The organism is Cognatishimia sp. SS12, assembly GCF_028369055.1.
Lineage (GTDB): Bacteria > Pseudomonadota > Alphaproteobacteria > Rhodobacterales > Rhodobacteraceae > Cognatishimia.
In genome coordinates this window covers 201,615-215,746 of the sequence record NZ_JAQNCZ010000005.1, presented here as the reverse complement: position 1 = coordinate 215,746, position 14,132 = coordinate 201,615, and the positions used below count along the sequence as shown (strand labels likewise).

15 protein-coding genes are annotated in these 14,132 nt (G+C 59.1%); 12 read left to right on the top strand and 3 right to left on the bottom strand.

Annotated features, from left to right (window positions below; genetic code table 11):
• Positions 1 to 134: 134 nt before the first annotated feature.
• From ccoN to ccoP, 4 genes are read left to right on the top strand one after another with little or no spacing between them, the layout of a single operon-like run.
• Complete coding sequence (gene ccoN, locus N6L24_RS12680) at positions 135 to 1,739, top strand: cytochrome-c oxidase, cbb3-type subunit I (protein ID WP_271845054.1); 1,605 nt, start codon at positions 135 to 137, stop codon at positions 1,737 to 1,739.
• Between the two features lie 14 nt (positions 1,740 to 1,753).
• On the top strand, positions 1,754 to 2,482 hold the full coding sequence (ccoO, locus tag N6L24_RS12675; RefSeq protein WP_271845053.1) for a cytochrome-c oxidase, cbb3-type subunit II: 729 nt from the start codon (positions 1,754 to 1,756) through the stop codon (positions 2,480 to 2,482).
• Between the two features lie 9 nt (positions 2,483 to 2,491).
• Positions 2,492 to 2,677 (top strand): cbb3-type cytochrome c oxidase subunit 3, encoded by a 186-nt coding sequence (locus N6L24_RS12670; RefSeq protein ID WP_271845052.1) that lies wholly within the window; start codon positions 2,492 to 2,494, stop codon positions 2,675 to 2,677.
• Positions 2,674 to 3,540 carry a cytochrome-c oxidase, cbb3-type subunit III gene (ccoP, locus tag N6L24_RS12665; protein WP_271845051.1) on the top strand — a complete coding sequence of 289 codons (867 nt, stop codon included), beginning with the start codon at positions 2,674 to 2,676 and terminating at the stop codon, positions 3,538 to 3,540. Before N6L24_RS12670 ends, ccoP begins: the two co-directional genes overlap by 4 nt.
• A gap of 73 nt (positions 3,541 to 3,613) precedes the next feature.
• Here ccoP and N6L24_RS12660 read toward each other — a convergent pair whose 3' ends face one another.
• Positions 3,614 to 3,910 carry an antibiotic biosynthesis monooxygenase family protein gene (locus N6L24_RS12660; RefSeq protein ID WP_271845050.1) on the bottom strand — a complete coding sequence of 99 codons (297 nt, stop codon included), beginning with the start codon at positions 3,908 to 3,910 and terminating at the stop codon, positions 3,614 to 3,616.
• Positions 3,911 to 4,279: 369 nt separating this feature from the next.
• Between N6L24_RS12660 and ccoG the strand changes: the two genes are divergently transcribed.
• Genes ccoG through ccoS form a run of 4 tightly spaced genes read left to right on the top strand, consistent with a single transcriptional unit; the run spans position 4,280 to position 8,494 of the window.
• Positions 4,280 to 5,707, top strand: a complete 1,428-nt coding sequence (gene ccoG, locus N6L24_RS12655; RefSeq protein ID WP_271845049.1) for a cytochrome c oxidase accessory protein CcoG — start codon at positions 4,280 to 4,282, stop codon at positions 5,705 to 5,707.
• Positions 5,707 to 6,168, top strand: a complete 462-nt coding sequence (locus tag N6L24_RS12650; protein WP_271845048.1) for a FixH family protein — start codon at positions 5,707 to 5,709, stop codon at positions 6,166 to 6,168. The genes ccoG and N6L24_RS12650 overlap by 1 nt, the downstream gene beginning before the upstream one ends.
• Positions 6,169 to 6,170: 2 nt before the next feature.
• Entirely contained in the window at positions 6,171 to 8,339 is a 2,169-nt protein-coding gene (locus tag N6L24_RS12645) for a heavy metal translocating P-type ATPase (protein ID WP_271845047.1), read from the top strand.
• On the top strand, positions 8,336 to 8,494 hold the full coding sequence (ccoS, locus tag N6L24_RS12640; protein WP_271845046.1) for a cbb3-type cytochrome oxidase assembly protein CcoS: 159 nt from the start codon (positions 8,336 to 8,338) through the stop codon (positions 8,492 to 8,494). The genes N6L24_RS12645 and ccoS overlap by 4 nt, the downstream gene beginning before the upstream one ends.
• Here the strand turns inward: ccoS and N6L24_RS12635 are convergent.
• Both N6L24_RS12635 and N6L24_RS12630 read right to left on the bottom strand, forming a co-directional pair.
• Positions 8,491 to 9,177, bottom strand: a complete 687-nt coding sequence (locus N6L24_RS12635; RefSeq protein WP_271845045.1) for a fumarylacetoacetate hydrolase family protein — start codon at positions 9,175 to 9,177, stop codon at positions 8,491 to 8,493. The genes ccoS and N6L24_RS12635 overlap by 4 nt on opposite strands.
• Positions 9,178 to 9,188: 11 nt before the next feature.
• Complete coding sequence (locus tag N6L24_RS12630; protein WP_442872603.1) at positions 9,189 to 10,640, bottom strand: D-alanyl-D-alanine carboxypeptidase family protein; 1,452 nt, start codon at positions 10,638 to 10,640, stop codon at positions 9,189 to 9,191.
• A 369-nt stretch (positions 10,641 to 11,009) separates the two neighbouring features.
• On the opposite strand from N6L24_RS12630, the gene clpS reads away from it, so the two are divergent.
• The 4 genes from clpS to hemF are packed head-to-tail and all read left to right on the top strand — an operon-like array spanning position 11,010 to position 14,107.
• Positions 11,010 to 11,351: an ATP-dependent Clp protease adapter ClpS gene (gene clpS, locus N6L24_RS12625; RefSeq protein ID WP_271845043.1), complete on the top strand. Its 342-nt coding sequence runs from the start codon at positions 11,010 to 11,012 to the stop codon at positions 11,349 to 11,351.
• 27 nt (positions 11,352 to 11,378) lie between these two features.
• Positions 11,379 to 12,362: a class I SAM-dependent methyltransferase gene (locus N6L24_RS12620; protein WP_271845042.1), complete on the top strand. Its 984-nt coding sequence runs from the start codon at positions 11,379 to 11,381 to the stop codon at positions 12,360 to 12,362.
• A 37-nt stretch (positions 12,363 to 12,399) separates the two neighbouring features.
• Positions 12,400 to 13,203: an SDR family NAD(P)-dependent oxidoreductase gene (locus tag N6L24_RS12615; RefSeq protein ID WP_271845041.1), complete on the top strand. Its 804-nt coding sequence runs from the start codon at positions 12,400 to 12,402 to the stop codon at positions 13,201 to 13,203.
• A 10-nt stretch (positions 13,204 to 13,213) separates the two neighbouring features.
• On the top strand, positions 13,214 to 14,107 hold the full coding sequence (gene hemF / locus N6L24_RS12610) for an oxygen-dependent coproporphyrinogen oxidase (RefSeq protein ID WP_271845040.1): 894 nt from the start codon (positions 13,214 to 13,216) through the stop codon (positions 14,105 to 14,107).
• The last annotated feature ends 25 nt before the right edge of the window (positions 14,108 to 14,132 follow it).

Genomic DNA, 14,132 nt, shown 5'->3' with positions numbered 1-14,132 from the left:
CAGAATGCGCCAACAGCCGGGAAAATCTTTGATGCAGATCAAGGCGAGCACCGCCGCCGCAGCGCAAAAAGGCCCCAGTCAATATCCGCCACGAGTCTGCGCGTCGCAGCTGTGGCACGACGAAGGGACGCAAAATGATCAACACTGTAAAGCTGATCGCGCTGGGGCTCATCACGCTATGCGCGATGATTGCCGCCAACTACGCGCGCGATCTGGCCTATATGGTGCATGCACTGATTATCGTGCTTGTATCTGGGGGCCTGTTTCTCTGGGTGTTGCGGGGTGTCGACGAAGACAAACCCGCCCCCTCTCAACATGAATATATGGATGATGTGATCCGCGCCGGAGTGATTGCCACCGCCTTTTGGGGTGTGGTTGGCTTTCTGGTCGGCGTGGTCATCGCCTTTCAGCTGGCCTATCCGGCGCTGAACTTTGAATGGGCTGAGGGTTTTGCCAACTTTGGTCGCCTGCGTCCATTGCACACCAGCGCGGTGATTTTTGCCTTTGGTGGCAACGCGCTGCTGGCGACGTCTTTTTATGTTGTGCAGCGCACCTGCGCGACACGTCTTTGGGGCGGTAATCTCGCTTGGTTCGTGTTCTGGGGCTATCAGCTTTTCATCGTGCTCGCGGCCACCGGATACCTGCTGGGCGGCACGCAATCCAAAGAATACGCAGAGCCTGAATGGCACGTTGACCTGTGGCTGACCATCGTCTGGGTGGCTTATCTGTTGGTCTTCCTTGGCACCATCATGAAACGCAAAGAAAAGCACATCTATGTGGCCAACTGGTTCTATCTTGGCTTCATCGTCACGGTGGCGATGCTGCATGTGGTGAACAATCTGACCATTCCGGTGTCGATCTTTGGGTCAAAGTCCGTGATTGTCTGGGCCGGTGTGCAGGACGCAATGGTGCAGTGGTGGTATGGCCACAATGCTGTCGGCTTCTTCCTGACTGCGGGCTTCCTGGGGATGATGTACTATTTTGTGCCAAAGCAGGCTGGAAAACCTGTCTTTAGCTACAAGCTGTCGATCATCCACTTTTGGGCGCTGATTTTCCTATATATCTGGGCGGGCCCACACCATTTGCATTACACCGCGCTGCCGGATTGGGCATCGACCCTTGGCATGGTGTTCTCAATCGTACTGTGGATGCCAAGCTGGGGCGGCATGATCAACGGTCTGATGACGCTGCAGGGCGCTTGGGACAAGCTGCGCACCGATCCGATCATTCGGATGATGGTGGCCTCGCTGGCTTTCTATGGCATGTCGACCTTCGAAGGCCCGATGATGTCGATCCGCGCGGTGAACTCGCTGAGCCACTATACCGACTGGACCATTGGTCACGTTCATTCTGGTGCGCTGGGCTGGAACGGGCTGATCACCTTTGGTGCGCTCTACTATCTGGTGCCGGTGCTGTGGAAACGTGAACGCCTCTATTCGCTGAGCCTTGTGAGCTGGCACTTCTGGCTCGCCACGATTGGCATCGTGCTTTACGCCTCGGCCATGTGGGTCACGGGGATCATGGAAGGTCTGATGTGGCGCGAAGTGGATGCCAATGGCTTCTTGGTGAACTCGTTCGCCGATACCGTTGCAGCGAAATTCCCAATGTATGTGGTGCGTGGTCTGGGCGGTGTCCTGTATCTGGCGGGCGCGATCATCATGTGCGTGAACCTTTGGTTGACGGTGCGCAAAGCTCCGGCTCGTGAAGCGAGCCTGGGTGTTGCGGTTCCGGCTGAATAAGGAGGGCTGAAGACATGGCCATTCTGGACAAACATAAACTGATCGAAACCAACGCCACGCTCCTGCTGATCCTCAGCCTCTTGGTGGTCAGCATCGGGGGGATCGTACAGATTGCCCCGCTGTTCTGGCTGGAAAACACCATCGAGGATGTGGAGGGCATGCGCCCCTACACCCCGCTGGAACTGGCTGGGCGCGAAGTCTATCTGCGCGAAGGCTGCTATGTGTGCCACAGCCAAATGATCCGCCCCATGCGCGACGAAGTCGAGCGCTATGGCCACTATTCGCTGGCGGCAGAATCTCAATATGACCACCCGTTCCAATGGGGGTCCAAACGCACCGGGCCAGATCTGGCCCGGGTTGGGGGCCGCTATTCGGATGACTGGCATGTTGATCACCTGATCGATCCGCAATCTGTGGTGCCTGAATCGGTGATGCCGAAATATGGCTTCCTTGAGGACCGCAGCATTGATGGCCGGTATATCGGTGATCTGATGCGCACGCAGGCGATTGTGGGCGTGCCCTATTCGGATGAGATGATCGAAAATGCCCAGGCTGATTTCCTGGCGCAGGCCGATCCAGATCGGGATTATGACGGGCTGCTGGAACGCTATGGCGAGGACGTCGCTGTCCGCAACTTTGATGGCAATCCTGGCACCAGCGAGATGGATGCCATGGTCGCCTATCTGCAAATGCTGGGCACTTTGGTCGATTTTTCGACCTTCACGCCTGACGCAAACCGATAGGAGGGGATCATGGAAACCTATTCCTTCCTGCGCGCCTTTGCCGACAGCTGGATGCTTTTGTTCCTGTTTGGGTTCTTCGTTGCGGTGATCCTTTGGGTCTTCCGCCCCGGCTCAAGCCGTGAATACCAGGAAACCGCGGGTATCCCGTTTCGTCACGACGATGCCCCCGCTGTAGAGAAAGAGGGACCGAAATGAGTAAGAAACCGGTTCAAAAAGAAGAAACACCCACCACGGGCCACACCTGGGATGGTATTCAGGAATATGACAACCCGATGCCGCGCTGGTGGCTCTGGCTGTTCTACGCCACAATTGTCTGGGGTATTGGCTATACCATTGCCTATCCGGCTTGGCCGGGTGTCAAATCGGCCACCGCGGGGATGCTGGGCTATTCCACGCGCGCCGAAGTGGCGGCCGATATCGCGGCCGTTGATGCGCAGAATGAGGCGATCAACATTCGCCTTGCAACCGCTGACATGTCGACTTTGAGTGATGATGCAGAGCTGAATGGCTATGCCATTTCTGCGGGTGGCGCGGTGTTCAAGACATGGTGCGCCCAGTGTCATGGGTCCGGCGCGGCGGGGGCCAAAGGATATCCGAACCTGCTGGACAATGACTGGCTTTGGGGTGGCGACATTGACGCCATCACTCATACGGTGCGCCACGGTGTGCGTAATGAAACCGGCGAGGATCCGCGCTATTCGGAAATGCCTGCCTTTGGCCGCGATGAGCTGCTGGAAGATGCGCAAATCGATCAGGTGGTGAACTTCGTCATGTCGCTCAGCGGCGAGGCGCAGGCCCCCGAGCTGGTCAAACCCGGTGCCGTAGTCTTTGAAGAGAACTGTGCAAGCTGCCATGGCGAAACGGGTCTTGGGGATCGTGACCAAGGCGCGCCCAACCTTGCGGATGCCATCTGGCTCTTTGGTGGCAGTTATGCTGACATTCATGACACGGTCAGCAACAGTCGTTTTGGCGTGATGCCCAATTGGGATACGCGCCTGACAGAAGCGCAGATTCGCGCTGTTTCTGCCTACGTCCATCAGCTGGGCGGCGGCGAATAAACCGCACGGCGGCGCAACGCGTCGCCGTGCATCGTCCCTTTACTCGGGCGCAGCACTGTCTGCGCCCGTTTTTTTAGGCATCGACCAACTGGTAATGTGTAATCTGCCGCGATTGCACCAATTCGGCTTCGGCCGGATCAATGTGCGGGCTTTCGTAATCCTCCCCCACAAAGGCCTTGAGCGCCGATAGCGTCTCCCAGACCATGACAAATGCGAATTTGCGCGGGTGATCCGGCATGGGCGCGCCGGGCAAGACCGTATGGCAACCCTTGGTTTTTTTCATGAGGGGGATCGCCGTTTCGTGAAAGAATTTTGAGAATTCTTCCTCTTTGCCAGGGTGGGTCGTGACTTGAAATATGCGAATGATCATAGGGCCTCCTCTCTTGTGCCAAGCGCTGCAACACTGCGCCTTTCAGCATAGCACAGCGTCATTGGGTCCCAGACATTCGCATTTTTTGAACATCAATTTTCCTGGTTTGATCTGCGTCAAAGTCACCCACGGCAAAATCACGCATACCCAATCCGGAGTGAAACAGTGCATGCATGCCTGTTTTAGGGGTGTCGGGCGGCAAGCCGTCTGACCGAGGTGCTGACCTTCCGTCCTGTTCGCGCGTTTCCTGGAAGGTCAGCACCCCATTTTTTTTCGGAAAACTTGTCGCAGGAAAACTTGATGCAGGTCAAAGCATCGGGCGGCTAGAATTGCGACAAGGGATCATCGAATGAACGTGCGAGCATACCGATGACAAAACCTGTTTCTGCCCCAAAGCTTTTTGCGGCCCGCGAGCCGGTGTTTCCGCGCCGGGTCTCTGGCTTTTTCCGCAATCTGAAGTGGGTGATCATGGTGATCACCTTGGGCATTTATTACCTCACCCCCTGGCTGCGCTGGGACCGTGGCGCCAATCTGCCTGATCAGGCTGTTCTGGTGGATATGGCCAACCGGCGGTTTTTCTTTTTCTGGATCGAAATCTGGCCGCATGAATTCTACTTCGTTGCGGGGCTATTGATCATGGCGGGGCTGGGGCTGTTCCTGTTTACCTCAGCGCTTGGCCGGGTGTGGTGCGGCTATGCCTGCCCACAGACCGTTTGGACCGATCTGTTCATTCTGGTCGAACGCTGGGTGGAAGGGGACCGCAACGCGCGACTGCGCCTGCACCGGCAGAAAAATTGGAGTTTCCGCAAACTGCGGCTGCGCACCACCAAAACTGTTCTCTGGCTGTTGATCGCATTGGCGACGGGCGGGGCTTGGGTCTTTTACTTTGCGGATGCGCCGACGCTTCTGCGTGATCTTGTCAGCGGCAACGCCCATCCGATTGCCTATACCTCCATGGCGATTCTGACGGCCACAACCTTTTGGTTCGGCGGGTATGCACGTGAGCAGATTTGCATATACGCTTGCCCATGGCCGCGCATTCAGGCCGCCATGATGGATGAAGACACGCTGACCGTCGGATATCGCGACTGGCGGGGGGAGCCACGCGGAAAACTGAAAGCCAATGCCGAGGCACCACAGGGCGATTGCATCGATTGCATGGCCTGCGTCAATGTCTGCCCCATGGGGATCGACATTCGCGATGGGCAGCAGATGGAATGTATCACATGTGCGCTGTGCATTGATGCCTGTGACGATGTGATGGACCGTATCGGCAAACCGCGTGGGTTGATTGATTACCTTGCGCTCAGCGATGAACCACAAGAGCGCGCAGGCACCCCGCCGCGCCCGATCTGGCAGCATATTCTGCGCGTGCGCACGCTGGTCTATACGGCGCTTTGGTCGGCGGTCGGCATTCTGCTGGTGGTCGCGCTGTTCATGCGCAGCGAATTTGATGTGACAGTTGCCCCGGTGCGCAATCCGACCTTTGTCACGCTTTCTGATGGCGCGATCCGCAACACCTATGAGCTGCGCCTGCGCAACAAATTTGCTGAGGCAAAGGAATTTCGCGTCGAGGTGAAAGCAGATGTGCCTTTGGAAATTTCGCTGGAAGGGCGTGATGCGAATACCATGGTGGTTCCAGCCGATAGCACCCAGCTGCAAAGGGTCTATTTGATTGCGCCCAAGGGCACAGAGGGCGCGATAACCGAGCTTTCTGATGTTCGGTTCTGGATCGCCGACAGTACTGGCGATGCCCGCGAACATGCGGACAGTGTTTTTCACGGAAAGGGTCAATGATGGCAAAGGAACGCAAATTTACCGGCTGGCACGCGGCAATCATCTTTTGCAGCGCTTTCACCATCATCATTGGCGTGAACCTGGTGCTGGCCTTTTCGGCGGTGCGCACCTTTCCGGGGATCGAAGTCAAGAACTCCTATGTCGCAAGTCAAACGTTTGATGCGCGGCGCGATGCGCAGACGGCACTGGGCTGGGAGGTCAACGCAAAGGCCGAAGGCGGGCTGGTGATCCTGTCGATCACAGACGCCAATGGGCAGCCTGTGCAGGTCGGCTCGCTTGACGCCGTGGTTGGCCGCGCCACCCATGTCAAAGACGACCTGGCCCCCGAGTTTGTTTTTGACGGTCATGCCTATGTCGCGCGGGCCGAATTGGGGGAAGGAAATTGGAACATCCGCATGACCGCAGTGGCGCTGAACGGCACCCCGTTTGAGCAGCGTGTGATCCTGCACAAGGAGGGCTGACAATGGCGATCTCTGCCTGTCCAGCCTGCGAGGCGGCCCCCGTTGCGGCGGCGGCCGCTGCCGCGGTTCCGAAAGATACGCGCCTCTCGCTCAGCCTGCCGGGCATTCACTGTGCGGCCTGTATTTCAACCGTCGAAGAGGCCTTGCGCAGCGTGCCGGGCGTTCAGGAGGCAAGGGTCAACCTTACCCTGAAGCGCGCCAATGTGGACGCTGCGCCCCATGTCCGCCCCGATGCCCTGATTGCCCGGCTCAGCGCTGCGGGCTATGAGGCGCATGAGCTCGACGCCGGCAGCCTCGCCGCAACCGAAACCGACCGCGCGGGCCGCGATCTTTTGATGCGACTGGCCGTGGCCGGCTTTGCCAGCATGAATGTCATGCTTTTGTCGGTGGCAGTCTGGTCCGGCGCGGCTGAGGCGACGCGCGATCTTTTCCACTGGATCTCTGCGGTGATTGCCCTGCCGGCCATTCTCTTTTCCGGCCAGCCATTCTTTGCCAACGCCTTTGCGGCGCTGCGCGCCCGGCGCCTGAATATGGATGTGCCGATTGTGCTGGCCATTGTGCTGGCGCTGGCGACGTCGCTTTGGGAAACGGCGCTGTCGGGGCATCACGCCTATTTTGATGCAGCGCTGACCTTGGTGTTCTTTTTGCTCACCGGGCGCTATCTGGATTATCGCACCCGCGCCGTCGCGCGATCCGCTGCCGAAGAGCTTGCTGCCCTCGAAGTGCCGCGCGCGATCCGTGTCAAAGAGGGGATCGAGGCTGAGGTTGCCGTCAGCGAGTTGCGCCCCGGCGATACCGTGTTGGTACGGCCGGGCGGGCGTATGCCCGTCGACGGGGTGATTGTGTCTGGTCAGTCGGAGCTTGATCGCTCGCTCCTGACCGGCGAGACGCTGCCGGTCTTTGGCCAAACGGGTGACAAGGTCAGCGCCGGGGAGGTGAATTTGACCGGCCCCCTGACCATTCGTGCCACAGCCGTGGGCGAGGACACCAGCCTGCACCAGATGGCTGACCTCGTCGCCATCGCTGAATCGGGTCGCTCGCGGTACACGTCGCTGGCGGACCGCGCCGCCAAACTCTATGCGCCGGGGGTGCATATCTTATCGGCGTTGGCCTTTGTCGGATGGTATCTCTACACGTTTGACATCCGCACTGCGCTGAATATCGCGGCGGCGGTTTTGATCATTACCTGCCCCTGTGCATTGGGGCTTGCGGTGCCTGCGGTGACAACTGCGGCCTCCGGGCGTTTGTTTCGCATGGGGCTCTTGGTTAAACACGCAACTGCGCTTGAGCGGCTGGCAGAGGTCGACACCGTGGTGTTTGACAAAACGGGCACGCTGACGATGGGGCAGCCCGAGGTGCAAAGCCTGGATGGCATTCCGCAAGATGCATTGCGCGTGGCGCGCGCCCTGGCCGAGGCATCCGCGCATCCGTTGTCCAAAGCCGTCCGCAGCGCGGTTCACTCAGCAGGCATCCCACCTGCAGCGGTGCAAAACATCGAAGAAGTGCCCGGTTATGGCGTTCAGGGTCGCTGGCGTGGGCAAACCGTGCGGCTTGGTCGTAGCGCCTGGCTCGGCGTGGCAGAATGCGCGGCAAGCGCGGTGCATCTGCAATTGGACGGGGCCACCTATACGATCCTTTGCAAAGATGCGCTGCGCCAGGGGGCCGCAGAGGTGGTCGCCGCGCTTCAAAACGCGGGCAAAGAGGTGCAGTTGCTGTCCGGTGATACCGAAGGCGCGGTGCGCATGACCGCAGAGCAGCTCGGCATTGCGTATTGGCAGGCGGGCATGTTGCCGGCTGAAAAGGCGCAGGTCATAACGGCGCGCACATCCGGCGGTGCAAAGGTGCTGATGGTGGGGGACGGGCTGAATGATACAGCTGCCCTCAGCAGCGCACATGTGTCGATTTCGCCCGCTTCAGCGCTGGATGCGGCGCGCGTTGCATCGGATATCGTTTTACTCGGCAACGATCTGGGACCCATCGCTGACGCCCTGACCGTCGCGCAGAAGGCCACCCGGCGTATTCGCGAAAACTTCCGCATTGCAACGCTTTATAACGTGATTGCCGTGCCCCTCGCCGTGGCAGGGCTCGCCACGCCATTGATTGCGGCCTTGGCAATGTCCACAAGTTCGATCACAGTCAGTCTGAATGCACTAAGGCTGCGCGTAAAATGACCATCCTGACCTATCTCATACCAATTTCTCTGTTGCTGGGCGGGCTGGGCCTTTGGGGGTTTATCTATACCATCCGCAGCGATCAGTATGATGACCCGGACGGCAACGCGCAGCGTATTCTCGGCGGGCAATACGACGATAAACCGAAAGACTAGGGCGCGTAGCGCACCACCGCCTCTGACAGGCCGTCGATTCGAACGGTGCAGCTTTGCCCCGGCTGAAGTGGGCCGACACCGGCGGGGGTGCCGGTCATGATCAGATCGCCCGGCTCCAGGCTGACATAGCGGCTGAGATGGGCAATAACATTCGGGATGGGCCAGATCATATCGGCAATCTCGCCGTCCTGCCGCAAGACGCCATCCACCTCGGCCGTGATGCGGCCAGACCGGATATGGCCACATTCAGACACCGGATGCAGCGCGCCCATGACGGCAGAATTGTCAAACCCCTTGGACATATCCCAGGGGCCGCCACGTGATTTTGCCTCTGATTGCAGGTCGCGCCGCGTCAGATCATTTCCTGCGGCATAGCCCCAGATCACCTCTTCGGCCGTGTCCGGCGCAACATCTTTCGCGCTGGCCCCGATGGCCACAACCAGCTCTGCCTCGTGGTGCAGATCCTGCGTCATTGGCGGGAAAGGCAGCACTTGGCCGCTGGCCGTGACGGCATCCGCAGGTTTGGAAAAAAAGACTGGTGGCTCGCTATTGGGGTCCACGCCCATCTCACGGGCGTGTTCGGCATAGTTGCGCCCGACGCAATAGATGCGCCGCACCGGGAACAGCTCCGCCGTGCCAAAGATGCGCAGCTGTGGGCGGGCAGGGGCGGGAAAGGGTAACATTGCAGCTCCGTTCAGCTCGGCCCAATCATAAAGCAGGAAATCTGCCGCGCCTTCAGACGGCGGCATGCCAAGTCCGCGCCTTCACGGGTCAGACCCATAAAGTTCGCATCAAAGCCGCGCGGTGATTTGACAACTTTGCGCAGGCTGCCTTCCAGCGTGCTCATTTCGGCAAGCGCGGTTTTGAGTAGGGTCTTTTCGGCAGCATAGCGGCTTGGATATCGGCCGACGTTGATGCCCCAGTGGTGCCCGCCAGACGTGCTGAGCCGGGTGACGACCTGCGGCTGTAGATCTTCGATCGGCTCGGGTTCAATGACCAGCGCAGTCTCAACAGGTGCTTCGACCTCGGCAATCGCGGGCTGAGGGGTCACATCAGTAGCCTTGAGCGAGGAGGGGAAGAGAGAGGCGGTATTTGACTGCGCTTGGCGCAGGGCGTTTTCGATATCATTGTTGATCTCAGTGCCTGACGCAATTGTGACAACGGGTGCCGGTTTGGCGACAGTCGGCCGCACCCGTGGGCGCAGGCTTTTGTTGACGGCTGTCGCAACGCGCACGGTTTTGGAGGCCGTCTGCACGCCATCACCGCTGATCCCTGCGTTGCCCGCATAAGCCGGGCGTGTTGGTTTGCGCAGCGCAACGCGAGAGGGCGCACGGCGGAAGCCAAGATCAAGGAGTTCGGCAACACGCGCGTTGCGCGTCGCGGTGGATCGCCCGCCAAACACGGTGGCAATAATACGTTCCTGACCGCGTTCCGCCGAGGCCACAAGGTTGAAACCTGCGGCGCGGGTATAGCCTGTTTTGATGCCATCTGCGCCGCGATAATTGCCAAGGAAGCGCCGGTTGGTATTGGCAACTTCGCGCAGGCCCGCATGGGTCGATTTGCGCGAGAACAGGTTGTAATACTGCGGGTAATCATAAAGCAGATGCCGCCCCATTCTGGTCATGTCGCGCGCAGTGGAGAGGTGCCCGCTTTCGGTCAGCCCATGGGCATTCTTGAACGTGGTGTTTGTCATGCCAAGCGCTTTGGCCGTGCGGTTCATGCGCCGCGCAAAGGCCGCTTCGGAGCCGGAGATCGCCTCGCCAATGGCAGTGGCGGCGTCATTGGCCGATTTCACTGCGGCGGCGCGCACCAGATAGCGCAGGGCAATGCGCTGCCCGGCTTTCAGGCCCAGCTTGGACGGAGGCTCAGACGCCGCTTTCTTGGAAATGCGCACTTTGGTGTCCATCGACAGTTCGCCGTTTTGCACGGCTTCGAAGGCCACATACAGGGTCATCATCTTGGTGAGTGAGGCCGGGTGCAGGCGCGTGTCAGCATTGCGTGAGTGCAGCACTTCGCCCGAGCGCGCATCAATCACCATCGCGGCATAGGGTGCCGCCGCAGCTGGTGTCAGCGCAAACCATAAAAATCCGAGTATTGTCAGCACGTACAGCCCTAGACGGGCCGGCCTGCTCTGCCGATCCTTCACTTTTCTTGCCCTTAACTGCCTCTCGCCGCCGATTTTTCAGCTGACCTTTTGAAAGAAGGCTACCATAGGGTGCATTTTGAATAAACCCTTTGAAATAAATAGTTCGTTCGATTTCTGACGCGGGCCAATCAATATATTGCGGTATCATCATGATAGCTGGCTAAACCTGCGATTGTGACGAGACTGTGGCGCGCCGCGCAGAATCAGCTTCGTTTCGTTCGCAAAGAGATCCGGGTTGCTGCCACTGGCGCGCGGCGCGATTAATTGGTAATTTTGTCAATATGTTGCAGCCGGCGCGGCCTCTGGGGCTTTTCTCTGCGTGCAGAGCGGTTATATACAGCGTTCAACGCGAATTTCGGGTGATGTTGCATGATTTTGCAGCCCTTGCAGATGTCAGACGATGATCAGGATCGGGACGGGGATGTCTCCGTCGTGACCAAGACGCGCGCGCGCACCAAACGGCCGCCGCTCTACAAGGTTCTGTTGCTCAACGATGACTACACCCCGATGGAGTTTGTTGTGCATATTCTCGAACGCTTCTTCGGCATGACCCATGCCCAATCGTTTGAGATTATGTTGACCGTGCACAAGAAAGGCGTCGCCGTTGTGGGCGTCTTCAGCCACGAAATCGCAGAAACCAAGGTGACACAGGTGATGGATTTTGCCCGTCAGCATCAGCATCCCCTGCAATGCACCATGGAAAAGGAGTGATCCGGCCCGGCCGGATCTGAGACCCCAATGTTACAATCGCGTCTTTCTCTGGCTGCTGAAGGCGGCCAGTTTGAATTGCCTGCCGAAGGCCGCATCGCTGTTTATGCCCCGCCAATCGGCATGGATCTTTCGGCGCTGCCCAAGGAGCGCTGCCTGATCATTCAGCGCATGAAACCAGCCTATGACGCCTATGAGGCGGCGGGTTATGATGTGGCGGTCGCCGCAGAGGGAACGTTTTCTGCCGCAGTGGTGTTTCTGCCCCGCTCCAAATCCCTGGGGCGCACTATGATCGCCGAAGCGGCCGCCCAGGGCGGTCTGGTGATCGTCGATGGACAGAAAACCGATGGGGTTGAATCCTTTTTGAAAGATTGCAAACGCCGCAGCGCCATCAATGGGGCGCTGTCCAAGGCGCATGGTAAGCTGTTTTGTTTCACGGGTGGCGACTACGCCGATTGGGCCGCCACAGAGCCGGCAAAGATCGACGGGCGCTTTGCGGTCGCGCCGGGGGTTTTTTCGGCGGATGGGGTGGATCCGGCCTCTGCGCTTTTGGCAGAGGCCCTGCCCGGCAAACTGGGCAAGACCGTTGCAGATTTGGGATGTGGCTGGGGTTTCCTGACGCAGCAGATCCTGACGCGCAGCGATGTGGAAACGCTCTATGCGGTTGAGGCTGATCACGTGGCGCTGACCTGTGCCAAGCAGAACGTGACGGACCCGCGCGCGGCGTTCCATTGGGCGGACGCCACCACATGGGAAGCCCGCGCACAGATGAATGCCGTGGTGATGAACCCGCCTTTTCACACCGGACGCAAGGCAGAGCCGGATCTTGGCCGCGCGTTCATTTCTGCCGCCGCAGCCATGCTGATGCCAACCGGGCAGCTCTGGATGGTGGCAAACCGGCACCTGCCCTATGAGCAGCACCTGCAGGACCTCTTTGCCAAGGTGGAAGAAGTCGCCGGCGACAATCGGTTCAAAATTCTGCACGCGCAACGCCCGTCTCGCGCTAAACGCTGAAACCGCGTAGTCTGCCACAGAATCAACGAGGTAGAGCATGTCATTTTCGATCGCTGGCAAAACCGCCATTGTCACCGGCGCGGCCAATGGAATTGGCCTTGCCATCGCCCGCGAGTTCGCTTCGCAAGGGGCAAATGTGGTCATGGTCGACATGGACGACAAGCAATTGTCCAAGGAAGTCTCTGATATGCCCGAGGGGCTGAGCGTGCAGCACTTTGCCGGTGATCTGCGCGAACGGCTGACCATCGCCAACCTTTTGTCGGCGACCATCGACAGTTTTGACCGCGTCGATATTTTGGTGAATGCGAGCCGACAAATAATGCGGACCGATCCGCTGGATATGAACGATGACAGCATCCTGACCATGCTGAACCAAAATCTGATGACGGCGCTGCGTCTGTCGCAGGCGGTCGCCAAAAAGATGATCAAGCAAGCCGAAGATCTGGAAAAAGGCACCCCGGCCGGGGCGATCGTGAACCTTTCATCGATTGCGGCGTGCCGGACCAACCCTGATCTGATGGGCTTTTCAATGTCGACCGCGGCGCTTGATCAGATGACGCGCGGTCTGGCCACGGCCCTTGCGCCACACCAGATCCGGGTGAATGCAGTGGCCTTTGGGTCGGTGATGAGCGCGAGCCTCAAAAATACGCTCAAGGAACACCCGGAGTTCCGCGAGGACATTGCCGCATACACCCCGCTTGGCCGCATCGCGCCGCCAACGGAGCTGGCTGATACCGTGCGCTACCTGGCCTCTGACGCTTCTGGTTTCATGACCGGTCAGGTGATCACGGTTGATGGGGGGCGCACGTTGATCGACCCGGTTCGTTCGCCAGCGCATTGAGGACTTTGACATGACCGATGAGATGCAAGCGCAAAAGGCGCGTGCCAGCGACTGGTTCCGCAGCCTGCGCGATGAGATTGTTGCAGCCTTTGAAGGGCTGGAAGACAGCCATGATACCGGCCCCTTTGCCGATCAGGCACCGGGACGATTTGACGTCACTGAAACCAAACGCGCCTCTGAAGATGGCGCTGATGCCGGAGGCGGGCTGATGTCGGTTATGCGCGGCGGGCGCGTTTTCGAAAAGGTCGGCGTCAATGTCTCCGCCGTCTACGGCACGCTCGGCGCGCGGGCGCAGGCCGCGATGGCAGCGCGCAAGGGCCTGCCCGGGATGGCGGACGATCCGCGCTTTTGGGCGTCGGGCATATCGCTTGTGGCGCATATGCAGAACCCGCATTGCCCAGCAGTGCATATGAACACGCGCATGTTCTGGACACCACATGGCTGGTGGTTTGGCGGTGGTTCTGATCTTAATCCTTGCCTTGAGTACGACGCGGACACGGCGCATTTTCATGCGGTGCAGAAAACCCATTGTGACCGCCATGACCCGGCGCATTACCCGCGCCTCAAGGCTTGGGCCGATGAGTATTTCTACATCCCGCATCGGGGCCGCGCGCGCGGCGTTGGCGGTATTTTTCTGGATGATCACTGCACGGGCGACTGGGAGGCTGATTTCAGCTTTGTTCAGGATATCGGCCGCGCCTTTTTGCCCGCCTTCCTGCCGCTGGTCGAAAAACGGCGGGTGCAGGATTTTGGCGATGCCGAAAAAGAGGCCCAGTTGGTGCATCGCGGGCTCTATGCGGAATACAACCTCGTGTACGACCGTGGCACAAAATTCGGCCTTGAAACCGGCCATGACGCCAATGCGGTTTTGATGAGCCTGCCGCCGCTGGCAAAATGGATCTAACACCCCGGGGTCGCACTGCGCTTGC